Here is a 26,913-nt window from a genome sequence, read left to right as displayed (position 1 = left end):
CAACTCCTCAGGAAGCGGGGAACAGGTCGTTGAAGCGGGTGTCGGTGTAGTCGGCGATGTGCACCTTGCGCGGGATCAGCCCGGCGTCGGCGAACGCGTCGGCGACGCCTTGCTCGGCGGCGATGGCGGCGGCGTCGAGCGGATGGTCTTGGTACGGGCCACGTTTCACGACGGTGAGCGCGACGTCGTAAGGCAGGCCGGTGAGTTCGGCGTAGGTCTTCGCCCACTGCTCCGGGTGCGTGTTGACCCAGGCGTGCGCCCGGGCGATGCGGGCGAGCAGGTCACGCAGCGCGGCGGCGGTCGCCTTGCTGCCCAGTGCTTTGTCACCGGCAACGTAGAAGGCGTCCCCGGTCACATAACCGTTGCCGCTCACCAGGATTCGCGCGTTGGCTTGCTGCTCGGCCTGGGCGGTGTACGGATCCCAGATGGCCCACGCGTCCACCCGGCCGGTGGTGAGTGCGGCCAATGCGTCCGGCGGCTGTAGGTATTGCGGCTCGATCTGGTCCCATTTGAGGCCTGCCTTGCTCAGCACCGCGAGCAGGTGGGCGTGCGCCGAGCTGCCCTTGGTGACAGCAATCTTCTTGCCGCGCAATTCTTCCGGGCTGCGCAACGGCGAATCCTTGGGCACCACAATGCCTTGACCCTCTTTGCCTGCCTGGTACGCGCTGACAATCTTGATCGCCGATTTGGCCGCCGCGGCGAAGATCGGCGGAGCGTTGCCGACGCCGCCGATATCGACGGCGCCGGAGTTGATCGCCTCCAACATCGGCGGGCCCGCCTGGTATTGCGACCAAGTGATCTTGTAGGGCGTCTCCACCTCGCCTGCCGCGGTGAGCAAGGCTTGCAACCCGGTGCCCTTCTGATCGCCCGCGCGAACCGTCACCTGGGACAGGTCCACCGAACCGTCCAGCCGCACCGCCGCGTCGTCGGACTTGTCGGACCCGCAGGCCGTGCCGACCGTGACGACCAGTGCGAGAGTCGTTGCGAGCAGCAGCCTTCTGGCTTTCATTCGGTTCCTTCCGGTGCGACGCCGAGTTCGGCGAGCAGGGTTTCGCGCAGGGAGAGCAGGAGCGGGTGATCGCTGCGGCGCGGACGCGGCAGCTCGATGCGGGACTCATGGGCGATGCGGCCGTCGCCGAGCACCAGCACCCGGTCGGCCAGGCGTAGGGCCTCGTCCACGTCGTGGGTGACCAGCAGGACGCCGGGACGGCGGCGCTGCCACAGGTCGATGACGAGGCGGTGGATGGTGATTCGGGTCAGCGCATCGAGGGCGCTGAAGGGTTCGTCGAGCAGCAGCAGATCCGGCTCGCGCACCAGGGCCCGAGCCAGGCTGGCACGTTGCGCCTCGCCACCGGAAAGCGTCAGCGGCCAGGCGTCAGCGCGCTCGGCCAGGCCGACCTCGGCCAGCGCGGCGCGTGCCGCAGCCTTGGGATCCGGGTGCCGCAAACCGAGTAATACGTTGGCCAGCACGCGTTTCCACGGCACCAGTCGCGGTTCCTGGAAGGCGACGGCAATGGTGCCGTGCGTGGTCAGCTCGCCCCGAACACCTCGATCGAGACCGGCGAGCGCGCGCAGCAGGGTGGACTTTCCCGAGCCGCTGCGACCGAGCAGAGCGACGAATTCGCCTGGGGCGATGTCGAGATCGAGACCGTCGAGCACGCGCCGGCCGTCGAAATCGCGCACCAGCCCGCGCACCCCGGCCACCGGAGTGTTCGCGGTCTCGCCCGCTGCCGGCGAGTTCGGATGGCGAGCAGTGTCTGGTGCCGATGGTTCGCTTGCCGTCGGCTGGGCCGAGATCACTGCCCCAAGAACCCGCGTCGCCATGCCAGCGCCTTCCTTTCGATCAGTCGGACGAACGCGTCGGTCAGCAGGCCGAGCACGCAGTACACCAGCAGGCCGACGACGATGACATCGGTGCGCAAGAATTCGCGGGCGTCATTGATCAGAAAACCAAGTCCCGCATCGGCATTGACCTGTTCGGCGACGATCAACGCCAGCCACGCGATACCCAGCGACTGGCGCAATCCGACGAGGGTCTGCGGCAGTGCCCCCGGCAGCACGATGTGCCCGAGCAGCGCGAGTCGGCCGAGCTGTTGCACCTCGGCCAGCTCGGCCAGTTTGCCGTCCACCCCGCGGATACCGGCGAAGGTGTTGAGATACAACGGAATTGCCGCGCCGAACGCGACGAGCACCACCTTCGGCAGCTCACCGATGCCGAACCACAGGATCAGCAGCGGGATCAGCCCGTAGAACGGCACGGTGCGCAGCATCTGCATCGGCGGATCGACCACGTATTCGCCGACCGTGCTCAAACCGGCCACCACGGCCAGGCCGATCCCCAGCACTGCACCGATCACGAATCCGGTCGCCGCACGGCCGAGCGACACCGTGATCGCTTCCTGCAACGTCCCATCCCGCAGCAGTTCCCAGGTGGTTTCCGCGATGGTGACCGGCGCGGCGAGCAACCGTTCCGGCAGCACGCCGGTGGCGCTGGCAACCTGCCATGCGACCACGAGGACCAGCGGGCTGACGACCCGCAGCCAGGTCTTGCGCGGCCGCCATCGAGCCGCCGACCGAACCCGAATCGGTGTCGGCTCCAAGACAATTGATGACACGCGACACCTCGGGTAGGGGACAGGGACGCGGATCGCCGCTGAGCGCGCCGCAGTTATCCATGCTGTGCGCGCCGCGGGTCGGAGTCACCGGTTGAAACCAACCCGGTTTTAATTGGGCGGCCCTCGTCAGCGTGTTTCCAGCAACCGCTACTAGACGTAACCTCAAATAACACGTAACCTCGACAAGGAGCTCTCGGTCGAAGGTGATCGAGGCGTGACCAGACGAAACGAGATCCTCAATGACGCGGCATGTCGACGTACTGATCATCGGCGCGGGCCTCTCCGGCATCGGCATGGCCTGCCACCTCACCCGTGAGCAGACCGGACGCAGCTACGCCATCCTGGAGCGCCGCACCGCCATCGGCGGGACTTGGGACCTGTTCCGGTACCCGGGCATCCGTTCCGACTCGGACATGTTCACCTTCGGCTACGGCTTCCGCCCGTGGATCGGCACCAAGGTGCTCGCCGACGGGCCGCACATCCGCCAGTACGTCGAGGACACCGCCGTCGAATACGGCGTCAAGGAGCACATCCACTTCGGGCGCAAGGTGACCACCGCCCGCTGGTCCAGCGAGGCAGGCATCTGGACCGTCGAGGCGCTGAATGAACAGACCGGCGACGTCGAGACCTTCACCAGCAACTTCCTGGTCGGTTGCACCGGCTACTACGACTACGACAACGGCTACCGGCCCGAATTTCCCGGCGAGGCGGACTTCGGCGGGCAGATCGTGCACCCGCAGCACTGGCCCGAGGACCTCGACTACCGCGGCAAGCGCGTCGTCGTCATCGGCAGCGGTGCCACCGCGATCACCCTCGTCCCCGCGATGAGCGGCGACGCAGCGCACGTCACCATGTTGCAGCGGTCGCCCACCTACATCACCGCGCTGCCCGCCGACGACCCCGTCGCCGTCGGCATGAAGCTCGCCCGCGTGCCCGCCAAGATCGCCTACCGGGCCGGCCGCGCGCGCAATATCGCGTTGCAGCGCGCCAGTTTTCAGCTGTCCCGCACCAATCCCGCCGCATCGCGCAAGCTGCTGCTCGCCGCGGTGCGGCTGCAACTCGGTCCGAACATCGACATGCGGCACTTCACGCCGTCCTACAACCCGTGGGACCAGCGGCTGTGCGTCGTGCCCAGCGGTGACCTGTTCAAGGTGCTGCGCAGCGGCAAGGCGTCCATCGTCACCGACCGCATCGAGAGTTTCACCGAGACCGGCATCCGGCTCGCCTCGGGCGAGGAACTGCCCGCCGACATCGTGATCAGTGCGACCGGCCTGCGGGTGCAGATGCTCGGCGGCACCACTCTCGAGGTGGACGGCGAACCCGTGGTCACCCGTGACCGGGTCGTCTACAAGGGCGCGTTGCTCGATGGTGTGCCGAACGCGCTCATGGTCCTCGGTTACACCAACGCTTCCTGGACGCTGAAGGCCGACCTCGCCGCCGAGTACTTCTGTCGGGTTCTCAACCACATGAAGGCGAAGGGTTACACGCGCATGGTCGCGGTGGCCGAAGAAGGCGACCGGTCGCCCGACTCGGTCATGGGTGGTGCGCTGACCTCCGGGTACATCCAGCGTGGTGACGCTGTTATGCCGCGGCAGGGTGTTCGAGGTCCCTGGCAGGTCATCAACAACTACTTCCGTGATCGCAAGATGCTCCGTAAGGGGCCGATCGAAGACGGTGTCCTCACCTTCGCGCGCGGCGCGAGCTCTGCTGGGGATGCATCCGAGGGTCGGCCGTTGGAAGCGACCCGTACCGCCTGAGCTTCGGTCGAGCTTTCGCGATGCGGTAGTGGCCCACGTTGATCAACGGCGCTAGCGACCGGGGCGTCTCGTCGCTAGCGACCGGGCCGTCTCCTTGTCGTCGTGTGCGCGCCCCGTCTACGCCAATCGGGACGCCGAGCGTGCGGTAGACGTGTCCACACTGAGCATCGAAGTAACGGTTCTCCGGTCGGAAAAATATCTTCCGAAATCGGGGAACCGATCCGCCGGGTCGGCCGTCAAACCCTGTGACAAAACAAGTTTCGGACCGGGGAGTGTCCGGAGCTGCTGCAGCTGTTCACAGCTCAGAACAACAGGGGGAGCAAGTCATGAACCTTTTCCGCACGGGTGATCCGGCCGCGTACGGCCGCTCTGCCGGATTCATCCGAACACTGCTCTTTGCCGTCGCATCGATGATCCTGATGATCACCGGTGTGCAGGCCGCTGGAGCCGCACAGGCGGACTACCAGCCGTGCACCAACTACCGCGTCACGACCAACTGGGGCAGGGTCGAAGTCGATACCAGGCCGGCCGGAACGGACTACATCGGCAACATCGCCTGGGCCATGTTCATCAACGACATCTCCCATGTGCCAGGCAGATACGACTACCAGATCCTGATCAACGGCTCGCCGCTGAAAACCGAGACGATCCACAAGGACGACAACCTGCACTTCACCATCCCTCGGTACCAAGGCGGAAACTATGTGTACGACTCCGGCGACGAAATCCAGGTGATCGCTTCGCACGCTGCCGGAAAGCACCTCTACGTGACCCCCATCAACCGTTGCACCGTCCCCTATTCGGGAGGATAGCCACATGGATCAGGCAACATCGAGGCGAGGCGCCGACTTGCTGGCGGCTGACATCGAGTCGGCTCTCGGCTTCGAGGTACACATCGACGAAACGATCCCTGAGCACCTCAGTCGGCAACCTTCTCCACCCGGATGGTGGATCGAGTTCACCATTCCGGCCTTGAACGTCCTAGTCGGCTGTACGCCGAGTGAGTCGACCCCGAGCGGTGTGGCGTGTGAACTCGCACAACGCATCCACGACGATGTCCTGGCCCGCAGCGGAAAGATCTGGCCCGCCGACGATGCGGGTGGAGACCAGCCGTTGCTCCCGACCTCGAGCGGGTGGCGGGGGCCGGGTGGCTCGGTGCCGTACGGGCAGGTCAAGGCGGCGAAGGAGCCCGATCCGAGCCTCGACGGGGTGGTTCGATGGTGGCTGCCGCACAGCTACGACGGTCTCATCGCCAGCCAGTCCGGCGACGATGTGTGGTTCTCGCGCTGGCAGTACGAGGGCGACGACCAACGCATCACGCCGGGGATGCCGGTGACGTGGCTCATCGGTGAAGGGCGACACGGGAAGTACCGCAAGGCAAGCGAAGTCCGGCCGGTTCAGCCGTAATGACAGGACCTGCTGTCGTCGGCGTCCGTAGCGCCGCAACAGATTCGGTGCTTCCGATCGGGCCAGCGGGGCGCAACCTCGCTATTCAACTCCGGCATGTCCCGCTCCTGTGTTGGAGACTGGGCGGGTGATAAACGTGCGGAGTGGAGGGGAGGGGGACCTGCCGTTGGTCGTCGTACATGGCGGCTCGGGTTCGTCACGGTTGTGCGAGGAGTTGCTGTCGGCGCTGCCGGATCGGATTCGGTGGTGGGCAGTGGATTTGCCCGGCCATGGCGAATCAACCTGGACGCCGGGAAGTTACGGCCTCGACATCGTCGGCGCGACTCTTGCCGAATGGGCGGAGCGCGAGATCCCGACCCCGGCTTGGTGGTACGGGCATTCGTACGGCGGTCAAGCCGTACTCGCTGCGGCCGGTGCGGTACCGCGGCTGTTCGCCGGACTGGTTCTCGGGGATACCCCGCTCATTCCAGAGCGGATGTATCGGATACTCGATCACAGCGTCGAGCGGCTGCGGCGATGGCGGGAATGGTGCGGCCGCCCAGAGGCGGAATTATTGGAGTTGCTCGGCGGGGAAGCCTACGGCGACGGGACCTTCGCGGACGCGCTCGGCCGGGATCATCCGTATCTGCTCGGGATGGCGGCGTCGCTGCGGCGCCACGACCCGGACTTCATCGGCGCGCTGCTCGATGACCGCGAAACGGTCTACGAATGCTTGGTTCACGCGGAGAGCTGGCTTGCCGCCATACCCGGACCTGTGTTGTTGCTGCGCGGTGATCCGGCGGTGATGACCATGACTTCCGAGGAGGACAGCGCGCTCGTTCGATCGACGGGCGGAACCGTCCGTAGCCTCGCCGGGGTCGGTCACGGCCTCCACCATTTCGCGCCGATAGCTGTCGCCGAAGCCCTGGACGGGTTCATCGTCTGAATCGACAGGTCGTGGCGGGTTTCTTCGCCTCGGTCGAGTGAGTGGACGTCGAGGGGCGAACCTCGCCTCCGGGTGTTCCGGCCGGTGTGGTGCTGGGCGGAATCGTCTTGGGCATGTCCCGGTCGGTGCTGGGGTGGGGCTGGGGGGAGACTGTCGGGATGCGCGTGGTGGTGGTTAATCGGGGGGAAGTGGCGGTTCGGGTTTTGCGGGCTGCTCGGGAGCGGGGGTATGCGACCGTGGCGGTGTGTACTGCTGAGGAGCGGGATGCGCTGCATGTTCGGTTGGCGGATGAGGTGGTGCGGCTGCCGGGGGACGGTGCTGGGGCGTACCTCGATGTGCAGGCTGTGGTGGGGGCGGCCCAGGTAGGTGGGGTGGGGGCGTTGGTGCATCCGGGGTATGGGTTTCTCAGTGAGAGTGCGGAGTTGGCGGCTGCTTGTGCGGCGGCGGGGCTGGTTTTCGTGGGGCCGGGGGTGGAGGTGTTGCGGACGTTCGGGGACAAGGTTGCGGCGCGGGCGGCGGCGGAGCGGGCTGGTGTGCGGGTGTTGGCGGCGACGTCGGCGGGGGCGGGGGTGGCGGAGATCGCGGAGTTGCTGGTCGCGCATCCGGACGGGGTGATGGTGAAGGCGGCTGCTGGGGGTGGCGGGCGCGGGATGCGGGTGGTGCGGGATTCGGCGGTGCTGGGGGAGGCGTATGAGCGGTGTCGGGCGGAGGCGTTGGCGGGGTTCGGGGACGACGCGGTGTATGCGGAAGCGTTGGTGGCCGATGCGCGGCATATCGAGGTGCAGGTGGTGGCTGATGGGGTGCGGGCGGTGGCTGTCGGGGATCGGGATTGCAGTGTGCAGCGGCGGCAGCAGAAGTTGATCGAGGTCGCGCCTGCGCCGAATCTTGCTGCGGTGCTGCGGGAACGGCTGCACGGTGATGCGGTGCGGTTGGCCGAATCGGTGGGGTGTCGCGGGGTGATCACCGTCGAGTTCCTGGTGCGTGGTGATGATGCGTGGTTCCTCGAGGTGAATCCGCGACTGCAAGTGGAGCATACGGTCACCGAGGAGGTGATGGGGGTGGATCTCGTTGCGATGCAACTGGATCTGGCGCAAGGGTGCAGTCTCGATGGACTTGCGGTGCCCGTTGGGGGTCCGCGTGGGTACGCCGTGCAGGCGCGGGTGAATGCCGAAATCGTCACTGCGGGTGGTGATGTGCTGCCGAGCACGGGCACGGTGGCACAATTCGCCGCGCCGACCGGGGTGGGTGTTCGGGTCGATACTGCCGCTTATGCGGGTATGCGGCAAGGGGCGCAGTTCGATTCGTTGCTGGCGAAGGTGATCGCGCGTGGTCCGTCGTATTCCGCTGCGCTGCGCCGGTGTTCGGACGCGTTGGCCGAAACCGTGGTGGTCGGTGTCGATACGAATGTGGCGTTGCTGCGAGCGGCGTTGGACGAGCTCGCCGACGGGGTCACCGTATCGACAGCGTGGTTCGAGGATAGTTTGATCGAACTATCCGCTTGGGCAAGGGATTACGCGCCTGCGGTGCATATCGAACCTGGCGTCATTGCAGACGTCTCGGATGCTGTTGTCCTGCAAGACGACGAACAGGCATTGCGCTCGCCGATGGGCGGGACCGTGGTCAGCCTGGTCGAACCGGGCACCGTCGTCGCCGCTGGTGCCGAGGTCGCTGTGCTGGAAGCTATGAAGATGCAGCACGTCTTGCGCGCCGAACAACCGCTGCGCATCCGACGGCACATCGCCGCACCGGGTACGACGGTGGATCCTCATGCGCCCCTGCTGGTCTGGGCCGAAGCCGACCATGACAGGACCGTCGCTGACATCGCAGCGGTCGACCTCGACACGATCCGCCCGGACCTGGCCGAGGTGCGCGACCGCCACCGCGTCACCCTCGACGAGTCCCGCCCCGATGCAGTCGCCAAACGCCACCGGCTCGGCAGGCGCACCGCCCGCGAGAACATCACCGACCTCGTCGACCAGGACAGCTTCGTGGAGTACGGCGCACTGGCGGTCGCCGCGCAACGCCTGCGCCGCAGTCCGGAAGACTTGATCGCAAATACCCCGGCCGACGGCCTGATCGGCGGCGTCGCGACGATCAACGCCGACCGGTTCGGCGCCGACCGCACCCGGGTGGTCGTCATGTCCTACGACTACACCGTGCTGGCGGGCACCCAGGGCATGCGCAATCACGCCAAGACCGACCGCATGCTCGAACTGGCCCGCGCACAACACCTTCCGGTGGTCTTCTTCACCGAGGGCGGTGGCGGACGTCCCGGCGACACCGACTACGGCGGCATCTCGGGCCTCGACGTCACCACCTTCCGTGCGATGGGCGCGCTGTCCGGCCGAGTCCCGTTGCTGGGCATCGTGTCCGGCCGCTGCTTCGCGGGCAACGCCGCGCTGCTCGGCATGTGCGACGTGGTGATCGCCACCCCCGACGCGAACATCGGCATGGGCGGCCCGGCCATGATCGAAGGCGGCGGCCTCGGCGTCTACGCGCCCGAGGACATCGGCCCGATCGAGGTCCAGCGCCGCAACGGTGTCGTGCACATCGTCGCCGCCGACGAAGCCGAGGCTGTCCGCGTCGCCCAGCGATACCTGGCGTACTTCCAAGGGCCGGTTGATGATTGGACCGCTCCGGACCCACGCCTGTCCCGCCACGTCGTCCCGGAGAACCGCTTACACGCCTTCGACATCCGCGCGGCCATCGAAGCCATCGCCGACCTCGACTCCATCCTCGAGCTGCGCCGCGACTGGGCCGTCGGCATCGTCACCGCCCTGATCCGCGTCGAGGGCCGCCCCTACGGCCTGATCGCCAACAACTGCCACCACCTCGGCGGCGCCATCGACGCCCCCGCCGCCGACAAACTCAGCAGCTTCCTGCGCCTGTGCGACGCCAACGACCTACCGATCGTCTCCCTCTGCGACACACCGGGTTTCATGGTCGGCCCCGAAGCCGAAAAAGACGCCACCGTCACCAAATTCAGCCGCCTGTTCATCGACGCGGGCGCACTGTCGGTCCCCTGGGGCACCATCATCCTGCGCAAGGGCTACGGCCTCGGCGCCCAAGCCATGGCCGCAGGCTCCTTCCGCGCACCCCACTTCGTCGTAGCCTGGCCCACCGGCGAAATCGGCGGCATGGGCCTGGAAGGAGCCGTCCGCCTAGGCTTCGCCAAAGAACTCGCCGCCATCGAAGACCCAATCAAACGCCAGGAAGCCTTCGACAACCTGGTCACCCTCGCCTACACCAACGGCAAAGCACTAACCGCCGCCACCGTCCTCGAACTGGACGACGTAATCGACCCAGCCGACACCCGCCGCTGGATCCGCACCCTCCACTAGCCCACCCTCAACCAAGCCACCACCACCCCACCTCAGCGGTCCAACGCTCCACCGAGCCAGACGACTTGACGTAAGCAGCATCCTCGTGACGCATGCTGCTGCCTACGTCAAGAGGATGCTTCGTGCGTCAGGTCAGCGGGCGACTTGGAGTTAGGTCCGCGGGCGACTTGGCAATAGCCGCAAGCGTTGAGCCGGACGACTTGGCGTAGGCAGCATCCTCGTGACGCATGCTGCTGCCTACGTCAAGAGGATCCTTCGTCCGTCAAGTCGGCGGGTGGGCTCGGTTCACGTCCGCGGCGGCTTTGTGCAGGTCAGCGGGTGACTTGAGGTTCAGTCAGCGCGCGGCTCGGGGTTAGGTCAGCTGGTGGCTTGGCGAACAGCCGCACTCCCTCTTGGGATCCGCACTGCTTTGGGGGCCCGAGAACGAGTGCGGATCCCGAGAAGTGTTGCGGCTGCTGGTTGGTGGCCGGGCGTAGGAGCCGGGAGCGGTGGGCTAGGCGAGGGCAGTTTCGGGCTTGGGCTAGGTCAGCGGGTGGCTTGGGCAATAGCCGCACTCGCTGAGCCAGACGACTTGACGTAGGCAGCACTCTCTTGGCGCATGCTGCTTCCTACGCCAAGAAGACGCTTCGTGTGTCAAGCCAGTGGGCGGTTTGGGGTCAAGTCCGCGGGCGACTTGGCAATAGCCGCACTCGCTGAGCCAGACGACTTGACGTAGGCAGCACCTTCTTGACGCATGCTGCTGCCTACGTCAAGAGGACATTTCGTGCGTCAAGTCAGCGGGCGGTTTGGGTAAGTTCAGTCAGCGTGCGACTTGGGGTTAGGTCAGGGGCGGCTTGGCGAACAGCCGCACTTGATCTCGGGGTCCGCACTGCTTTGGAGGCCCGAGAACCCAGTGCGGATCCTGAGAAGTGGTGCGGCTGTTGGTTGGTGGCCGGGTGCGGGAGTGGTGGGTTAGGTGAGGGCGGTTTCGAGGGCTTCGACCAGGTTGTGGGCGCGTAGGTCTAGGGCACCTTCGACGATGTGGTTGGTGACGTAGGCGAAGGAGAGGGTGCGTTCGGGGTCGGCGTAGCCGAGGGAACCGCCGCGGCCGGGGTGACCGAACGAATTCGGTCCGCCCAGGGTGAGATCGGCGATCGGGAGCATGAATCCGCTGGCGTAGCGGTCCGGCAGCATGATCACTCGATCGATGCCGCGGGTCTGCTCGCGGATTGCGGCGTCGAGGGTGTCCGGGGTCAGCAGCCGGTGCCCGTCGAGCTCGCCGACCAATGCGGCGTACAGGCGTGCCAGCCCGCGTGCGGTGCCGATGCCGTTGCTCGCGGGAATCTCCGCGGCGTGTACGGCGGGGGAGTTGAAGTCGATGTCGGGTGGGTCGGTGATCTGGAAGGCTCGGTTTGCCAACGATTCCGGGTCGCGTAGTGCCGCGACCATCGGCCGGAACTGTTCCGGTACCAGTTCGTCGGTTAGCGCCGTCAGGTCCGGTTTCGGCGCGAACATCAACCGGCTGACCCGATGTTGTTCGGCGGCAGGCAATCCGATGAAGAAATCGATATCGAAGGGTTCCGCGATGTCCTCGGCCAGGAACTGTCCGACGGTGCACCCGGTGATGCGCCGGATCACCTCGCCGACGAGCCATCCGTAGGTCCGGCCGTGGTACCCGTGGTCGGTGCCTGGTACCCAGTTCGGCGCTTGCGCGGCCAGCGCGTCCACCATCGGTGTCCACGCCAGCGCGTCGGCGAGCGGCACCGGCTTGTCGATCGCGGCAAGACCCGCCTGATGAGTCAGCAACCAGCGCACCGGAATCTCACCCTTGCCCGCCGCCGCGAACTCCGGCCAGTACCGGGCCACCGGTGCGTCCAAGTCGAGCTGACCGCGCTGGACCAGCAGATGGGCGGCGGCCGCCACCACCCCTTTGGTGGCCGAGTAGACCAGTTGCAGAGTGTCGCGCTCCCACGGCCGGCCGGTGTCAGGATCAGCCAGCCCACCCCACAGATCGACCACCGGCTTTCCGTCCCGATACACGCACACGGCCGCCCCGACCTCGCCCTGGTCAGCGAAGTTCGCCGCGAACGCGTCCCGAACCGCCGTGTATCCAGGAGCAACAGTTCCGTCGATGCGCATGCAGCCCAGCATGTCACGGCGACCGGTCGGTCAGGGCCTGGTGCGCTCGGCCCCACGTCCTGGTCGCGACGGTGACCGTGTGCGCAACAGTGGCGGCGCTGGCCGGTCGGCGGACTCATCAGTCGAACCTGGCTGGCAATGTGGATGCGCCTCCTCGTCCGCATCGAACGGGTGCCTGGTCGAGGCCGCGGGCTTACCGCGGGACTGATCTCTGTCAGTACCGCGCGATCATTGCGCTGTGAGCAGTCGGCATCCGAAAGGACGCTTTGGCGAGGCAGCGGCTGAGCACGGGACCGATCTCTGTCAGCGCCGCGCGATCATCGCCGTGTGCGCAGCCGACAATGGACCTGTCGGTGCCGGACGGAATACTCGACTGTTGTCGCACCACCAACCCGCACCGGAGGAATCGCATGCCGCACAAGCTCGAAGACCTGCCCTACGCGCGCCATCTCGCGGCATGGGAGGGCGACCTCGAGCCGGAGGGGGACTACGACTGCGTGCATCTGGACGGCGGTGAGTTCGAGGATGTCGAGGTGCAGAACGCTCGCTTCAGCGAGTCGGCGTTCACGTCGGTGGCGTTCACCCGGGGGAGTATGCGGCACACCAGGTTTGCCGACGTGTGGCTGCGCAATGTGCGCTGGGTGGGGACCGAGCTTGCCGACACCGGGTGGCTGGATGGCGAAGTGCTTGCTGGTGCTATGTCCGGTGTGGATTTGGCGGGTTCGAGTCTGCGTCGAGTGCGTTTCGAGGGCTGCAAATTCGACTCGGTCAATTTCCGCACCGCGAAATTGCGTGACGTGTCGTTCGTCGAATGTGTGCTGCGTGACTGCGATTTCGGTGACGCCACGCTCACCAACGTCACCTTCCCCGGATCCACCCTGGAAAGCCTCGTAGTGAACCGAGTCAAGTTGACCAAGGTCGACCTGCGGGGCGCCCGCGCGCTCGACATCACCGATGGCCTCGATTCCCTGCGCGGCGCAACCATCGACAACGGCCAATTGATGGAACTGGCCCCGGCCTTCGCCCGCCACCTCGGCGTCGTGGTCCGAGATTCCTGAACGTCCTGCCGAACCGGGACGCCGCGGCTGGCCGTCGTGCGGCTCCGGCGAACGCAGCGGGAGCCGCACCGATGTCCGCAGAGCGTCTTCCGCGACGCCTACCGCTGCGTCGTCGTGCGATCCTTCGACGCCCAGGAGTCAGGGCGGAACGCGTTGTGTCAGTCGGCCCTACGTGCCAGACCTGATACGAGCAACCGTCGCAGCCACACCGTCCAGCACCACCTCGAGCCCGAACTCGAAATCATCCTGACTCGGATCGGGTGTCGACGGCGGCGTCGCCGATTCGAACAGTCCGGACCCGAACAGCTCCGCCGCGTCCGGAAACCGCTCCGGATCGACCAGCCGCGCCATGTGCCGCCCATAGTCGCGGTTGATCTGCGTCTCATCGAGACCTGTTGTGCGCCTGCCTTGTTCGAGCTGCTGCGCCAGCAGATCGGCTTGCCGCACGTACCCGCTGACCACCATCACCACCCCGACCTTCGCTCCGGCGTCGAGTCCGGTGGGCCGCAGCGCGCGTAAACCCGCATCCATCCAGCCGATGGCGCCGGGCCCGCTGGGCGGTCCCGAGATCGGCAGCTGGGTGAGCCAGGGGCGCCGCCGGTGCACCGACCACAGGGCAACGGCCCACTCGCGCAACGCAGGTCGCCAATCATCCTGCGGCGCAGGGAACTCCGGGGGAAGTCCGGTCGCGGCGTCGGCCATCAGGACGAACAGCTCCTCCTTCGACCCGATATGCCGATAGAGCGACATCGGTGTGACACCCAGCTTTTCGGCGATCTTCGGCAGCGTCGCACCCGACAACCCGTCGCGGTCCGCCAGTTCCACCGCGGTGCGCACGACCTGATCGACATCGAGTCCGGCCGGTCGCCCGAGTTTCGGCCCGGTGGGCAGCCGCCACAGGCGGACCAGCTCGTCCGGCGGGGTGTCGTCGACCATGGTGCCTCCTCAGCGCTTGTGCACGAACGGCGGGAACATTAGCATGCGCCTTATAGTATAAGAGATATATTAATCAGAGAAGAGGGCATCATGAACAGCACCGTCATCCAGCGCACCACCGCCTCGGCGGGCCTGATCGCCACACTCCTGATGCTGGTCGAACTACCGCTCTATTTCGTCTACGGCGGCCCGCCACCGGACTGGAACATCCTCACCCGCAGCATGTTCGGACTCATCGGCAGCGCCCTGCTCGTCGTGTTCATGGTCGGTCTCCCGCACCTGCTGAAGGCGCACGGCCCGGTCTACGCCTGGCTCGGCTCGCTGAGCGCAGTCACCGGACTGATGTGGCTAACGGTCACCTCCATCTCCACCTGCCTCGAGGTCGGCGCCGCAATCGCCGCACCCGACCCCATCGATCCCACCATCGCCGTCACCGGCACCTACCTCCTCTACGGCTCGCTGTCGAAGCTGTTGATCGCCTTATTCCTCATCGCCTTCGGCACTGCCATCGCAGGCACCGCTCTGCTGCCACGCTGGACGGTGTGGTCCGCCTTCGGCTTGGCCGCAATCCACCTGGCCTTCGTGCCCTCGATGTACTTCGGCAACAACCCCGCCGACTTCTACGCGGCCAACGGCTGGGGCACCACGGCCACCACCGGCGGCCTGACCATCCTCTGGCTGCTCGCGGCGAGCGTCGCACTCTTGCGCGCACCGGCTATCCGGACCACCTGAACGTCCACCGCGAATCGACAGCGTCGCACGAAGATCGAGCCGACGCAGGCAACGACATTACGACCGCGCGCACCTCGATCAGTTTGTCGTTTTGCCCATCAGAGCGGCTCGGCATTGATAGATTTCGCCGAGTCGTCGGGGTATGGCGAATTCGATGAGGAATGCGAGTACATGTTCGACCGGGATTTTCGCCGCAGCACCGACGGTGTTCGGGTGCTGATCGGGCTCGCGGAGGAACGCGGAATGTCCGGTGCGGACTGCCTGTCCGGCGCGCGGCTGTCGCCTGCCGACACCGAGTGCACGGCGCAGCAGGAACTGCTCGCGGTGCGCACGCTGCTCGCCCGCTGCGGCGCCGAGCCGGGACTCGGGGCCGAAGCCGGTGGCCGGGCCGACATTCCGCCGTACAGCCCGTGGGGCCTGGCGCTGCTCAGCAGCCGTACGTTGCGCGACGCCATCGACGTCGCGGCCCGCTACCTCGACCGCGCCTCGGTGTCCGGCAGGCTCACCGTCGAGGAAACGGCGAGCTCGCTCCGCCTGCGCTTCGATGATTCCGAAAGCACACCGGAGGTGCGTGCTTTTCTGGCCGAGCGAATCCTGGCCGGTATCAAGACAATCGGCAGTGCCGCGGGCCGTACCGAAATAACGCCGACGCGAGTCGAATTCCGGCACCGCGCGCCGACGGACAACAGTAGGTATCGCGAGATCTTCGCTGTGGCTCCCCTTTTCGGCGCAGACGCCAATGCGATGTTCTTCGACGGCCGCACGCTCGACCAGGCCGTGCCGACCACCGACGAACGGGCGCGCAACACCTGCGCGCAATTCTGCCGTGACCTGCTGGATCGACAGCACACCCGTAACGGCGTCGCGGGCACCGTGCGCGAACTGCTCGTCCGCAACCCCGGCGATATTCCCGATCAGATCGCGGTCGCCAACGAACTGTTCATGAGCCCGCGCACCCTGTCGCGGCGGCTCAACGAGGAGCAGACCTCGTTCCGCGCGTTACTCGACGAGGTCCGGCAGCTGCTGTCGGAGCAACTGCTCGGGCACACCGATCTGACCACCGAACAGGTCGCCGCCCGCCTCGGCTATGCGGAAGCCGCGTCCTTCATCCGCGCGTTCCGGCGCTGGAAAGGGTGTCCGCCACAAGAGTTCCGGCTGCACGGCGGCCGATCACCGGCACCGACGCGTGCGCCTGTCCCGGTCGGTGCCCGCTAGGCGAACTCCTACCGAGCCTCCGTCTGCAAGGTCCGCACAGAGTTCCAAGTGGAACGACTGAGGTCGCCCGGTGTGTTGGGCACGGCAGACGCGCTGGATGCTGCAAGTATGCTGGCATGTCGATCAGCGCTCCCGTTGCGCCGAGTGTCCCGAAGACGATCCGCCAGGCCACGGTATTGGCCGTCTGCTGCACCGCCGTCGTGATGGCGAATGTGGACACCACCGCGGTCAACGTCGCGCTACCCGCGATCGGTCGCGGGCTGGACGGTTCGGTGGCGGGTGCGCAGTGGGTGGTCGCCGCCTACACGCTGACCTTGGCCTGCTTGCTGACGCTGTCCGGCTCGCTCGCCGACCGGATCGGCCGCAGGACCATCTTCCAAATCGGCCTCGCGATATTCGCTATGAGTTCGCTGGCGTGTAGTCTCGCACCCTCGATCGGCTGGCTCGTCGCGTTCCGGGTGCTGCAGGCGGTGGGCGGCTCGATGCTGACTCCGGTAGCGATGGCGATCATTTCGGCTGTGTTCACCGAGCCGGGGCAACGGGTGCGGGCGATCGGCATCTGGAGCGGATCGATCGGGATCGGCATGGCGGCCGGCCCGGTCATCGGCGGCTTACTGGTCGAGACGATCGGCTGGGAAGCGGTGTTCTGGATCAACGTGCCGATCGCGGCGACGGCGCTGGCGCTCACCTTCCTGGTGGTCCCGCAGTCGAAATCGGAGCGACCGCGCGCGCTCGACCCGATCGGGCAGCTGCTGGTGATCGGCGTGCTCGGTCTGCTGGTGTTCGCGATTATCGAAGGGCCACACCGAGGTTGGCTCGCACCGGAGACGCTGGGCAGCTTCGCCGGCTCGGCGGTGTGCCTCGCCGCGCTGCTGCGGTACGCGCCGCGCCACCCGCACCCGCTGATCGATCTGCGGGTGTTCCGTTCGGTCCCGTTCACCGGCGCGTTCGTGATCGCGATCCTCGCGTTCGCCGCGATGGGTGGCTTCCTGTTCCTGAATACGTTCTATCTCCAGGAGATTCGGCACGACTCGCCACTGGTGGCCGGGCTGGCGCTGGTGCCGATGGCGGCCGCCATGTTCGTCTTCGGACCGATGTCCGGCCGGATCGTGGCGAGCCGCGGCGCCCGCAGCGCGCTGAGCACGGGCGCGGTGGTGGCGACCGCCGCCGCGGCGGTGCTGACGCTGACCTTCGACGGCAGCGCAAACCTGTTGCTGCTCATCGGTTACGCGATGTTCGGCGCGGGCATCGGCCTGATCTACACGCCCATCACGGCGACTGCCGTGGCAGGGCTGCCACCCGCACAGGCCGGCGTCGCGGCCAGCTTGGCGAGCACCTCCCGCCAGATCGGGCAGTCGCTCGGCGTTGCCGTCATCGGTTCGCTGATCGCCAGCCATCCCGGAGCCCTGACCTCGGCCGCAGCCTTCCGACTGCCCGCCCATCTCGGCTGGCTCACCATCACCGGTCTGTGCGCCGCCGCCCTGGTGGCCGCCCGAATCAGCACCGCGCCCAAGGCGGTTCGCGCACGCTTCTGAAACCCCGATTGTCCACTACCTGGGCAATCGGTCGGCACACCGAATCCTGCTCCCGTACTATCGCGATCGGATACACCGGCCGGGGAGATGTTAGGAGGACGGTGTGGGACCTCGCATCCGCAACGGGACCCTGTGGTTGCGACGCTTCGCCGGAACGACGCCGGGGGTGGTCGCGGTTGTTGTCGTCGTTTCCGTTGTGCTGTGCCTGCTCGCCGGTTTCGCGTCCGCGAGCCAGCTGAGCGGTAAGAGCGAGCGCCGTGACGTCGCGCTCGAACGCACCGAGCCGCTCGCGTTCGCCGCCCAGCGGCTGTACGTGGCGCTGTCGGCCGCCGACGCCTCGGCGGCCACCGCCTTCCTGGCCCCCGGCGTCGAAGGACCGGCGTTGCGCAAGCAGTATCAGCAATCGCTCGCCGATGCCGCCGCCGCGCTGTCGGAGGCGACCGCAGGCGTCTCCGACGAGGAGACGAGGCAGATCGTGGCCAGGATCGCCGCCGATCTGCCCGCCTACACCGGCCTGGTCGAGACGGCGCGAGCGAACAACCGGCAAGGCTTCCCGGTGGGCTCGTCCTATCTGCGTGCGGCCTCGGAGGTGATGCAGAAGTCCCTGCTGCCCAACGCCGAACGGCTCACCGCCAGCCGGTTCGCCGCCGTGCACGAGGATCAGAAGGCCATCGCCGCGTTGCCGTGGTTGAGCATCGTGTTGATCGCACTGGTGCTGCTCACCTGCGTGGTGGGATCGTGGATCCTGTTGCAGCGCACCAACCGAATGGCCAACCTCGGCGTGCTGGCCGCGGCGGGCGCGGCGACATTGGCGCTGCTATGGGTGGTCGTCGCGACGAGCGTGGCGGCCGACGCCATGGACACCGGCGCGCAGGACCGCTTCGAAACCCTGGCGAAGGCGCGCATCTCGGCCCAGCAGGCCCGCACCGAGGAAACGTTGCAGCTGATCACCCGCGGCGACATCGCGGCGGGTGAAGAGAATTACAACAAGTACGCCACCGAGCTGCGCGGTCGGATCGGCGCGGTCGTCGGCCCGGAGTCCGTTGCCGCGCAAGAACTCACCAAGTGGACCGCGGGGCACCGCGCGCAGATCGCCGCGTACCAGGCGGCGAACTACCCGGCGGCGCTCGAGCAGGCCATCGGCACCGGCCCCACCTCGTCGGCCACCCAATTCGCCGCGCTGGACCGTTCGCTCAACGACAACCTGACGCAGGCCCGCCGCGACCTGCGCGACGGGCTGCGGACCGCGGGCACCGCGCTGTTCCTCAGTCCGCTGGGCACACTCGCGTTGCTGGTGCTGGCCGCGGCCGCCGTGGTGGCCGGGGTGTGGCCGCGGCTGAAGGAGTTCCTGTGAGTACACGCTTGCTGCTCGCCGCGCTACTGGTCGGGGCGAGCGTGCTGATGACGGGTTGCGGATCGGGCGAGCTGCCCGCACCGAGCACGCTCGCCGCGGTGGATCCGCTGCCCGCCGGCGCCGCGGAGATCACCGCCCCGCCGCAGGCCGAGGGCGACGGCGGCTGTGACACGGAGGCGACGCTGCGGCCCGGCCCGCTGCCGAGACCCGGTGCGATGCCTGCTGGTTCGGCGATGGCAGCGATCGTGGCGAACCAGCGGCTGCGCGTCGGCGTCGACCAGAACACCTACCTGTTCGGCTTCCGTAATCCGGGTACCGGCGAACTCGAGGGCTTCGACATCGACATCGCGCGCGAGATCGCCCGCGCGCTGTTCGGTGACCCGACCAAGATCGAGCTGCGCTCGGTGACGGCGGCTGAACGCATTCCCGCGCTGCGCGACAAGCAGGTCGACATGATCGTGCGGACCTTCTCGGCGACCTGCGAGCGGCGCAAGGAGGTCGACTTCTCGGCCGTCTATTACCGTGCGGCGCAACGCATCCTGGCGCCGCGCGACTCCGGCACCAAGTCCGGCGACGACCTCGGCGGCAAGCGCGTCTGCGTGGCTCGCGGCACCACCGCGCCTGCTCCGCTGTTCACGCTGGCGAAGCGGCCGACCGTCATCGGCGTGACCAACTGGACCGATTGCCTCGTCGCGTTGCAACAGGGCCAGGTGGACGCGATCAGCGGTGACGACCCGATCCTGTTCGGTCTGGTCGCCCAGGACCGCAACCTCGAGGTGGTCGGCCAGCCGATCGGCAGCGGCGCCTACGCCGTCGGCGTGCCCAAGGGCAGCGACGAACTGGTCCGCTTCGTCAACGGCGTGCTCGACCGGATGCGGACCGACGGCACGTGGCAGCGGATCTCCGCGGCGCGGCTCGCTTCCCTCGGCCAGGTTCAGGAGCCACCCGAGCCACGGTATGTGGGATGAGCAAGACCATCATGCCGCTACTCACCGTGCCCGAGATCGATCGTGAATTAGCCAGGCGCGCAACCGAAGTCGATACGATCGTGGCCACCCTGCTCGACCTCGACAAGCATCCGGGACTCACCCTGGTGCGGCGCTACCCGCCGTCCGGGGTGACCGAGGCGCGCTGGCTGCCGGTGCGCGACGCCCTCGCGCTGATGTGGGAGGACTTCGGCCGGATGCGCGCCATCCTGGATTCGGCGCGCACGGTGCGCGGCACCCGCGCCAAGCTGGACGACGGTCAGCGCGCGGAGCTGACCGAGCTGCTGCACGGACGCCCCTACGAGGTGTCGCGCACGCCGATCCCGCTGGCCGAACGCTCACTGACCGGTCCGAGCGAACACGTGTTGTTCGTCGGCCTCGCCGATACGCTCGAACGCATGCGGGCAACCTTCCCGGTGATTGCCGAATTCCTCGACGCGGTGGACAAGGTGAACACCCGCGTTATGTCGGGCCTCGCGCCGCTACAGAAGAGTCTGGACAAGGCCGGCGCGGTGACGCCGGAACTGCGCGCCATCGCCGACGGCATCGCCGATCTGCTGAGCCGCTCGGCCACCGACCCGCTCGCCCTCACCACCGCCGAAATCGACGCCCGCGTTGCCGAACTCGCTGCGGCCATGCGCCGGGAGGCGGCGGTGCTCGCCGAACTCGGTGCGATGGTGGCGAACTGGCCCGGCGCGATCGAGGCGGCACGCACAAAGCTGGACGCCTTGCATGCCACATGCGAGCGGGCCGCGGCGGCGAAAGCGAAGGTCGAGCGCACCATCGTATCGGGTCCGCTGCCGGTGCCCGCCGACAATGTCGGCCTGCTGCGCGCACAACTGGATACCCTCGCGGCCCAGACCGGTGCTGCGGCCGCCCTTTTGGCGCTCGGCCGGCGCATCGAGAGCGCGAGCGAGAGCGCCGCCACCGCGGAGCACCTGGCCCAGGGTCTGCTGGACCGGCGCGGCGAACTGCGCGGCAGGTTGGCCGCCTATCAGGCCAAGGCCGCCCGCCTCGGCATCAGCGAAGACCGTGATCTGCTCGCCTCCCAGCAGATCGCGGCCGGGCTGCTCGCCCGCACGCCGTGCGACCTGGCGGCGGCTACCCGCGCCGTCGCCGACTATCAGCAACTCATCGCGGAGAAATCGGGGAGGGGAACATGAGTATCTGCACGGAGCCAGGCTGTTCGGGCACGATCGAGGACGGCTACTGCGCCGTGTGCGGGACCGCCCCGGCGGAGGCGACGACGGTGCGGTCCGAATCGTCGGCGGCGGAAGTGACGACGGCGGCCGCGAGAGACCGGCGGTGCACCGAACCCGGTTGTGGTGGAACGATTGTCGATGGCTACTGCGAGGTATGCGGGACGGCTCCGGCGGAGGCGACAACGGTGCGGTCGGAATCGTCGCCGGCGGAGGTGACGACGGCTGCGGCGAAGGGTCGGCGGTGTACCGAACCGGGCTGTGGCGGAACGATTGTCGACGGCTACTGCGAAGTATGCGGGACGGCTCCGGCGGAGGCGACCACTGCTGAGGCGGCACCGCCGGCTGCCGAGGCGATCACGGTCGAGGCGGCATCGTCGCCTGCCGAGGTGACGACGGCGGCCGCGGCGCACCGGGTCTGCACCGAACCCGGTTGTGGCGGAACGATTATCGACGGTTACTGCGAGGTGTGCGGCACCGCGCCCGCGCCGGTCGAGGCGGCATCCGGGAGTACGCGCAGCACCCGGAGCAGTTCGCGCTCGGTGCGCACCGGCCGGTCGTCGTCGAGGTCGAGTCGCCGCGGGCGGCTGGGCGCGGGCATGGTCGAGGTGCCGCGCGTGCCGCGCATCGACCCGACCACCGCGATCATGGCCGACCCGGAAGTGCCGGAGAACAAGCGGTTCTGCGGCAAATGTGAGAAGCCGGTCGGCCGGGGGCGCGACGGTAAACCGGGCCGCACCTCGGGCTTCTGCGCCAACTGCGGCACCCGATTCTCCTTCGACCCCAAACTCGTCAAGGGTGATCTGGTCGCCGGCCAGTACGAGGTCGCGGGGTGTCTGGCGCACGGCGGGCTCGGCTGGATCTACCTGGCGATCGACCGCAATGTCAGCGACCGCTGGGTAGTGCTGAAGGGTCTGCTCAACGCGGGCGATACGGACGCGCTGCTGGCCGCGATGGCGGAGAAGCGCTTCCTCGCCGAGGTGGAGCATCCGAGCATCGTCAAGATCCACAACTTCGTCGAGCATGCCGGGTCGGACGGGGTGCCGGTCGGCTACATCGTGATGGAGTACGTCGGCGGCACCTCGCTCAAGCAGATCCTGCGCCGCCACCGCGACACCGCCGGGGGCTTCCTGCCGCCGGCCCAGGCGATCGCCTACGTGCTGGAGATGCTGCCCGCGCTCGGCTATCTGCACTCGCTCGGCCTGGCCTACTGTGATTTCAAGCCGGACAACGTGATGCAGACCGACGAGCAGCTCAAGCTCATCGATCTCGGCGCCGTGATCGCCATGGACGATCAGGACAGCCCCATCTACGGCACGATCGGATACCAGGCGCCCGAGATCGCCGAGACCGGGCCGACCGTCGCCACCGAGGTCTACACGGTCGGGCGCACGCTGGCCGTGCTGCTGCTGAATGTGCCGCAGCAGGGTGGTCATTTCGGCGCGCTCCCCGGCCCGGAGACCGAACCGCTGCTGGCGACCTACGATTCGCTGCACCGACTCCTGCTGCGCGCCACCGACGACGACCCCGACGCGCGGTTCGCCTCGATGGAGGAGATGACCGATCAGCTGACCGGGGTGCTGCGCGAGGTCCTGTCCCTCGATGACGGTGTGCCGCGTCCCGGCATGTCGACCTACTTCGGGCCGCCGCGTGGCGTCTTCGGTGTCGACGCTCCGGTGAGCGCGACGAATATTGTTGCTGCGCTACCTGTTCCGCTGGTCGATCCGACCGACAGTGCGGCCGCGCTGCTCGCCACCACGACCGGCACCACCCCGGCGGAGTTGGAGCACGCGTTCGAGGCGGGGCTGCGCTCGGTCGTCACGGGCAGGGCCGCGTCGACCGAGATTCCGTTGCGGCTCATCCGGGCCGCGCTGGAGGTGGGCGACACCGACGAGGCCGAGCGACGGCTCGCGGAGGCGGCCGCGACGCTGCCCGGGGACTGGCGCATTGCCTGGTATCGCGGCGAAAGCCGTTTGATCGCCGGTGATTTCGCGGCGGCGACGACTGAGTTCGATGGTGTTTACGCGGCGCTGCCGGGTGAAGCCGCGCCGAAGTTGGCACTTGCGGCCGTCGCAGAGCTGGCCGGTCAGCAGGCCCCTGATACGAACGGTTTCGATGCGGCGCAGGAAAAGCGCAGGGCGGCGCGGTATTACGAGACAGTGTGGCGCACCGATCGCACCTATCTCAGCGCGGTGTTCGGTCTGGCCAGGCTGCGCGCGGCGGCCGGTGATCGCGATGGCGCCGTCACCGTGCTCGATCAGGTCGACGCGGGTTCTTCGCTGTTCACCGAGGCGAGAATCGCTGCGGTGGAGACGATCCTGAACGGACGGTCGGCTGCTGAGCTGACCGAGCCGATCCTGCGCGACGCCGGCGATCGGGTGGCCCGGCTGCGGCTGGACTCCAAACACCGTGCCGCGCAAGTGCGTTTGCGCGTGCTGACAGCTGCACTGGACTGGCTGCGTGCCGGCAAGGTGCCGGATCGACCCGATCCGTTGCTCGGCGCCGAGCTGGATCACGACGGTGTGCGTACCGGATTGGAGCGTTGTTATCGGGACTTGGCCCGGGAAACCGACGACATGTGGGAGCGATTCGCGTTGGTAGAGCAGGCGAACACCGTGCGGCCGAGGACCAGGCTGTGAGCGCCGAGGTAGGGGTGCGCTGTCCGAAGTGCACCGCCGAGGTGCAGCCGCAGGATCGCTTCTGCGAGAACTGCGGACAGGAGCTGGGCGGCACACGCGTCGCGCTGCCGAACCACGAACCCGGTGCGCTGACTGCCTGTGCGGGCTGTGGCGGTGGGGACTACGACGTCGACGGTTACTGCGTGGGCTGCGGCCAATTGCGTGGAATGCCGGACCGATTCGACGCGGACCTCGGCGCTGTCGCGGTGGTCACCGATCGCGGTATCGCCCACGCGCGCAACGAGGATGCCGTCGCGGCGGCCGTCCTCAACGGCACCGATGGCGTGCCGAACGCGGTGGTGATCACGGTCGCCGACGGGGTGTCGACCTCCGAGGATCCCCAGGTGGCCTCGGGCGCGGCGGCCAGGGCAGGTGTCGATGCCGGTCGCACGGCGCTGCTGGACGGGCTGTCCGCGACCGACGCGGCGATGGCCGGTCTCGCGGCGGCCGCCCAGGCGGTGCGCGATATCGCGACGACCGACGGGCACGCGCCGTCGTGCACGTATGTGTCGGCGGTGGTGCGGACCGACGCCGCGGGCACTGAGATCACCGTCGCGAATGTCGGTGACAGCAGGGCCTATTGGCTGCACGCCGACGCACCCGACGGCCCGGACAATCCGCCGTCGCAGCGGTTGACCGTGGACGACTCGTGGGCCCAGGCGCTGGTCGACGCGGGCGCGCTGGACGAGCGGGCCGCCATGAACGATCCGCGGGCACACACCCTGATCCGCTGGCTCGGCGCGGACAGTCCGCCGAAACCGTGGGCCGACAACTGCATCCAGACGTTGCGCACCACCGGACCGGGTGTGCTGCTGCTGTGCAGCGACGGCCTCTGGAACTACCTCTCCGACGCGACCGCGCTGGCGGAGGTGGCCACCGCGACCGCCCCGGCCGTCGCCGCGCGCGAACTGGTCGAGTTCGCGCTGCGCTGCGGCGGCAGCGACAACATCACCGTCGCGATCGTTCCCGTACCGTGGTCCGTGAAGCCAGGAGAAGTACAGTGAGTTCCGTTGCAGGCAATGGTATTTCGGTAGCCGTCGATCAGAACGAGTATCTGGCCGACGGTGTCGGCACGGTCGACGCCGTGGTGACCGTGGAGACCGCGGCCGAGCTGGTGGTGGCCGCCGCGCCGCAGGAACGGCTGGAAGTTCTCATTCTCGACTGCTCCGGCTCGATGGCCACCGGTCGCAAGTTCCCGGGTGCCCGCCAGGCCGCCCTGGCCGCGCTCGACGTGATGGCCGACGGCACCAGGTTCGCGATCGTCGAGGGCACCGCGATGGCGCGGCTGATCTACCCCACCGAAGTGCCGTCTATCCCCGCGAATCGGGAGTCCAGGGCGGCCGCGCGGCGCGCGCTGGACAAGCTCAAGCCCGGCGGCGGCACCGCGATGGGCACCTGGCTCGGGCTGACCCGGCAACTGGCCAAGAAGCATGCCGGCGCCATGGTGCACGCCATTCTGCTCACCGACGGCAAGAACGAGCACGAGGAACCGGCGGCGCTCGCCGCGGAGATCAAGCAGTCCGAGGGTGTGTTCACCTGCGACTGCCGCGGCGTCGGAACCGATTGGCGGGTAGACGAATTGCGCGCCATCGCCTCCGCGCTGCACGGCACCGTCGACATCGTCGCCGACCCCGCCAAGCTGGCCGAGGACTTCGCCGCGATGATGCAAGGCTCGATGGCAAAAGCTATTCCTGAACTGACACTGCGGATCTGGACCCCGGCCGGCGCGAAGGTACGGTTCGTCAAGCAGGTCGCCCCGGCCATCCAGGATCTCACCGAGCAACGGGTGGACACCGCGGCGCAGGTGGGGGAGTACCCGCTCGGCGCGTGGGGCGCGGAAGATCGCGACTACCACGTGCAGGTCGAGGTGGAGCCCGCCGCGCCCGGCCGGGAGAAGCTCGCCGCGCGGGTCAGCGTGGTCAGCGGCGACGAGGTGCTAGGGCAGGGGCTGGTGAAGGCGGTGTGGACCACCGACACCGAGCTGTCGACCCGAATCAGCAGGAGAGTGGCGCATTACACCGGACAGGCCGAGTTGGCGCAGGTGGTGCAGGAGGGCTTGGCCGCGCGCAAGAGCGGCGACGCCGATACCGCCACGGCCAAACTGCGGCGCGCGGTCGAACTCGCGGCCGAGTCGGGCAACGAGAGCACGGCGAAGCTGTTGCGCGGTGTGGTCGAGGTCGACGAGCGCAGCGGGACCGTACGATTGCGGGCCAGCGTCGAGGCCGCCGACGAGATGGCGCTGGACGCGCGCTCGACGAAGACGGCCAGGGTACGGAAGGAGGGATAGTGGTTGCCAGCTGTCCCGACGGCCACCAGTCGGTCGCGACGGACTACTGCGATGTGTGCGGCGCGCCGATGGGAGCGGCCGCGCCGACTGCCGCAGTGGAGCCGGTCGCGCTGTGCCCGTCCTGCGGGGCGCCGAGCGCCGGGCGGTTCTGTGAAGTGTGCGGGCATGATTCGGCCTTGCCCGGACCTACGGCCAGGCCCGAGCCGGTAATCGAGAGTGAACCGACCCAGGCCGAATCGGTCGTACCGGACGTCGCGAGTGTTGTGCTGGACCCCGCACCTGCTGGCTCGTCGGCCACCTGGGTGGCCACTGTTTCGGCGGACCGCGAGTTCTACGATCGGGTGATCGCGCGCAAGGGGCCGGATGCCGACCAGGTCGGTTTTCCGCCGTTCTATCCGGAACGCCGAATCATTTTGCGCGGCAATGACATCTCGGTCGGCAAGCGTAGCGTCTCGCAGGGACTCACTCCCGATATCGACCTCGGTATCGCACCCGCCGATGTGGGCGTTTCCCGGACGCACGCGGTGCTCCACATCGACGGCGACACCCTCACCGTCACCGATCTCGGTTCGACCAACGGCACCAGCGTCAACGGCAGTGACGACCTCATTCCCGCGAAGGTGCCGGTGACGCTGCGCAGTGGCGACCGTATTCATCTGGGCGGCTGGACAACCATCGTGTTCACCCGCGAGCAGATCTGAACCCGCTTGACCGACAGGCTCTTTGCGTCTGGGACAGCATGGCCGGATTTGTGGACAACGTTGTTCATT

General features: G+C 67.7%; 21 protein-coding genes. 16 read left to right on the top strand and 5 right to left on the bottom strand.

Features of this window, described 5'->3' with window-relative positions; genetic code table 11:
- Window positions 1–7: 7 nt before the first annotated feature.
- Genes IBX18_RS22795 through IBX18_RS22785 form a run of 3 tightly spaced genes read right to left on the bottom strand, consistent with a single transcriptional unit; the run spans window position 8 to window position 2,615 of the window.
- Window positions 8–1,009, bottom strand: a complete 1,002-nt coding sequence (locus tag IBX18_RS22795) for an ABC transporter substrate-binding protein (RefSeq protein ID WP_194835611.1) — start codon at window positions 1,007–1,009, stop codon at window positions 8–10.
- Entirely contained in the window at window positions 1,006–1,824 is an 819-nt protein-coding gene (locus tag IBX18_RS22790) for an ABC transporter ATP-binding protein (RefSeq protein ID WP_228541605.1), read from the bottom strand. Before IBX18_RS22790 ends, IBX18_RS22795 begins: the two co-directional genes overlap by 4 nt.
- Window positions 1,797–2,615 (bottom strand): ABC transporter permease, encoded by an 819-nt coding sequence (locus IBX18_RS22785; protein ID WP_306796366.1) that lies wholly within the window; start codon window positions 2,613–2,615, stop codon window positions 1,797–1,799. The genes IBX18_RS22790 and IBX18_RS22785 overlap by 28 nt, the downstream gene beginning before the upstream one ends.
- A 239-nt stretch (window positions 2,616–2,854) precedes the next feature.
- Between IBX18_RS22785 and IBX18_RS22780 the strand changes: the two genes are divergently transcribed.
- From IBX18_RS22780 to IBX18_RS22760, 5 genes are all read left to right on the top strand, one after another.
- The gene (locus tag IBX18_RS22780) at window positions 2,855–4,372 is read left to right on the top strand and encodes an NAD(P)/FAD-dependent oxidoreductase (RefSeq protein ID WP_194835610.1); all 1,518 of its coding nucleotides are present in this window, start codon (window positions 2,855–2,857) and stop codon (window positions 4,370–4,372) included.
- 326 nt (window positions 4,373–4,698) lie between these two features.
- A complete protein-coding gene (locus IBX18_RS22775) occupies window positions 4,699–5,184 on the top strand; it encodes a hypothetical protein (RefSeq protein WP_194835609.1) in 486 nt (161 codons plus the stop codon).
- Between the two features lie 4 nt (window positions 5,185–5,188).
- The gene (locus tag IBX18_RS22770; protein ID WP_194835608.1) at window positions 5,189–5,779 is read left to right on the top strand and encodes a hypothetical protein; all 591 of its coding nucleotides are present in this window, start codon (window positions 5,189–5,191) and stop codon (window positions 5,777–5,779) included.
- A gap of 136 nt (window positions 5,780–5,915) precedes the next feature.
- On the top strand, window positions 5,916–6,704 hold the full coding sequence (locus IBX18_RS22765) for an alpha/beta fold hydrolase (RefSeq protein WP_194835607.1): 789 nt from the start codon (window positions 5,916–5,918) through the stop codon (window positions 6,702–6,704).
- Between the two features lie 158 nt (window positions 6,705–6,862).
- Window positions 6,863–10,045 (top strand): carboxyl transferase domain-containing protein, encoded by a 3,183-nt coding sequence (locus tag IBX18_RS22760; protein ID WP_194835974.1) that lies wholly within the window; start codon window positions 6,863–6,865, stop codon window positions 10,043–10,045.
- A 951-nt stretch (window positions 10,046–10,996) separates the two neighbouring features.
- Here the strand turns inward: IBX18_RS22760 and IBX18_RS22755 are convergent.
- Window positions 10,997–12,163, bottom strand: coding sequence for a serine hydrolase domain-containing protein (locus tag IBX18_RS22755; protein WP_194835606.1), 1,167 nt, complete (start codon window positions 12,161–12,163; stop codon window positions 10,997–10,999).
- Window positions 12,164–12,573: 410 nt separating this feature from the next.
- Here IBX18_RS22755 and IBX18_RS22750 point away from each other — a divergent pair, with 410 nt between their 5' ends.
- Window positions 12,574–13,221 carry a pentapeptide repeat-containing protein gene (locus IBX18_RS22750; RefSeq protein WP_194835605.1) on the top strand — a complete coding sequence of 216 codons (648 nt, stop codon included), beginning with the start codon at window positions 12,574–12,576 and terminating at the stop codon, window positions 13,219–13,221.
- A 168-nt stretch (window positions 13,222–13,389) separates the two neighbouring features.
- Here IBX18_RS22750 and IBX18_RS22745 read toward each other — a convergent pair whose 3' ends face one another.
- Window positions 13,390–14,157, bottom strand: coding sequence for a TetR/AcrR family transcriptional regulator (locus IBX18_RS22745; protein WP_194835604.1), 768 nt, complete (start codon window positions 14,155–14,157; stop codon window positions 13,390–13,392).
- A gap of 90 nt (window positions 14,158–14,247) precedes the next feature.
- Between IBX18_RS22745 and IBX18_RS22740 the strand changes: the two genes are divergently transcribed.
- The 10 genes from IBX18_RS22740 to IBX18_RS22695 all read left to right on the top strand — a co-directional run bounded on the left by IBX18_RS22740 (window position 14,248) and on the right by IBX18_RS22695 (window position 26,844).
- Window positions 14,248–14,889: a hypothetical protein gene (locus IBX18_RS22740; protein ID WP_194835603.1), complete on the top strand. Its 642-nt coding sequence runs from the start codon at window positions 14,248–14,250 to the stop codon at window positions 14,887–14,889.
- Window positions 14,890–15,060: 171 nt separating this feature from the next.
- Window positions 15,061–16,104 (top strand): AraC family transcriptional regulator, encoded by a 1,044-nt coding sequence (locus tag IBX18_RS22735; RefSeq protein WP_194835602.1) that lies wholly within the window; start codon window positions 15,061–15,063, stop codon window positions 16,102–16,104.
- Window positions 16,105–16,220: 116 nt separating this feature from the next.
- Window positions 16,221–17,639, top strand: a complete 1,419-nt coding sequence (locus IBX18_RS22730) for an MFS transporter (RefSeq protein WP_194835601.1) — start codon at window positions 16,221–16,223, stop codon at window positions 17,637–17,639.
- 103 nt (window positions 17,640–17,742) lie between these two features.
- The gene (locus IBX18_RS22725) at window positions 17,743–18,993 is read left to right on the top strand and encodes a hypothetical protein (RefSeq protein ID WP_306796365.1); all 1,251 of its coding nucleotides are present in this window, start codon (window positions 17,743–17,745) and stop codon (window positions 18,991–18,993) included.
- Window positions 18,990–19,961 carry a glutamate ABC transporter substrate-binding protein gene (locus IBX18_RS22720; protein WP_194835600.1) on the top strand — a complete coding sequence of 324 codons (972 nt, stop codon included), beginning with the start codon at window positions 18,990–18,992 and terminating at the stop codon, window positions 19,959–19,961. Before IBX18_RS22725 ends, IBX18_RS22720 begins: the two co-directional genes overlap by 4 nt.
- Complete coding sequence (locus tag IBX18_RS22715; protein ID WP_194835599.1) at window positions 19,958–21,142, top strand: hypothetical protein; 1,185 nt, start codon at window positions 19,958–19,960, stop codon at window positions 21,140–21,142. The genes IBX18_RS22720 and IBX18_RS22715 overlap by 4 nt, the downstream gene beginning before the upstream one ends.
- A gap of 224 nt (window positions 21,143–21,366) precedes the next feature.
- Window positions 21,367–23,817 (top strand): tetratricopeptide repeat protein, encoded by a 2,451-nt coding sequence (locus tag IBX18_RS22710; protein ID WP_306796396.1) that lies wholly within the window; start codon window positions 21,367–21,369, stop codon window positions 23,815–23,817.
- Entirely contained in the window at window positions 23,814–24,860 is a 1,047-nt protein-coding gene (locus IBX18_RS22705; protein ID WP_306796364.1) for a PP2C family serine/threonine-protein phosphatase, read from the top strand. Before IBX18_RS22710 ends, IBX18_RS22705 begins: the two co-directional genes overlap by 4 nt.
- Entirely contained in the window at window positions 24,857–26,143 is a 1,287-nt protein-coding gene (locus IBX18_RS22700) for a VWA domain-containing protein (RefSeq protein WP_194835597.1), read from the top strand. Before IBX18_RS22705 ends, IBX18_RS22700 begins: the two co-directional genes overlap by 4 nt.
- Window positions 26,143–26,844 (top strand): FHA domain-containing protein, encoded by a 702-nt coding sequence (locus IBX18_RS22695; RefSeq protein WP_306796363.1) that lies wholly within the window; start codon window positions 26,143–26,145, stop codon window positions 26,842–26,844. Before IBX18_RS22700 ends, IBX18_RS22695 begins: the two co-directional genes overlap by 1 nt.
- The last annotated feature ends 69 nt before the right edge of the window (window positions 26,845–26,913 follow it).

Source organism: Nocardia sp. XZ_19_369 (assembly GCF_015355715.1).
GTDB lineage: Bacteria > Actinomycetota > Actinomycetes > Mycobacteriales > Mycobacteriaceae > Nocardia.
The sequence above is the reverse complement of the archived record's forward strand: the minus strand, read 5'-3'. Positions and strand labels throughout refer to the sequence as shown.

What these genes read in the sequence shown, in the direction of transcription:
- IBX18_RS22795 (WP_194835611.1), bottom strand. Translation starts at nt 1,009, where the DNA reads ATGAAAGCCAGAAGGCTGCTGCTCGCAACGACTCTCGCACTGGTCGTC.
- IBX18_RS22730 (WP_194835601.1), top strand. Translation starts at nt 16,221, where the DNA reads ATGTCGATCAGCGCTCCCGTTGCGCCGAGTGTCCCGAAGACGATCCGC.
- IBX18_RS22775 (WP_194835609.1), top strand. Translation starts at nt 4,699, where the DNA reads ATGAACCTTTTCCGCACGGGTGATCCGGCCGCGTACGGCCGCTCTGCC.
- IBX18_RS22735 (WP_194835602.1), top strand. Translation starts at nt 15,061, where the DNA reads ATGTTCGACCGGGATTTTCGCCGCAGCACCGACGGTGTTCGGGTGCTG.
- IBX18_RS22755 (WP_194835606.1), bottom strand. Translation starts at nt 12,163, where the DNA reads ATGCGCATCGACGGAACTGTTGCTCCTGGATACACGGCGGTTCGGGAC.
- IBX18_RS22715 (WP_194835599.1), top strand. Translation starts at nt 19,958, where the DNA reads ATGAGCAAGACCATCATGCCGCTACTCACCGTGCCCGAGATCGATCGT.
- IBX18_RS22770 (WP_194835608.1), top strand. Translation starts at nt 5,189, where the DNA reads ATGGATCAGGCAACATCGAGGCGAGGCGCCGACTTGCTGGCGGCTGAC.
- IBX18_RS22760 (WP_194835974.1), top strand. Translation starts at nt 6,863, where the DNA reads ATGCGCGTGGTGGTGGTTAATCGGGGGGAAGTGGCGGTTCGGGTTTTG.
- IBX18_RS22740 (WP_194835603.1), top strand. Translation starts at nt 14,248, where the DNA reads ATGAACAGCACCGTCATCCAGCGCACCACCGCCTCGGCGGGCCTGATC.
- IBX18_RS22745 (WP_194835604.1), bottom strand. Translation starts at nt 14,157, where the DNA reads ATGGTCGACGACACCCCGCCGGACGAGCTGGTCCGCCTGTGGCGGCTG.
- IBX18_RS22780 (WP_194835610.1), top strand. Translation starts at nt 2,855, where the DNA reads ATGACGCGGCATGTCGACGTACTGATCATCGGCGCGGGCCTCTCCGGC.
- IBX18_RS22790 (WP_228541605.1), bottom strand. Translation starts at nt 1,824, where the DNA reads ATGGCGACGCGGGTTCTTGGGGCAGTGATCTCGGCCCAGCCGACGGCA.
- IBX18_RS22750 (WP_194835605.1), top strand. Translation starts at nt 12,574, where the DNA reads ATGCCGCACAAGCTCGAAGACCTGCCCTACGCGCGCCATCTCGCGGCA.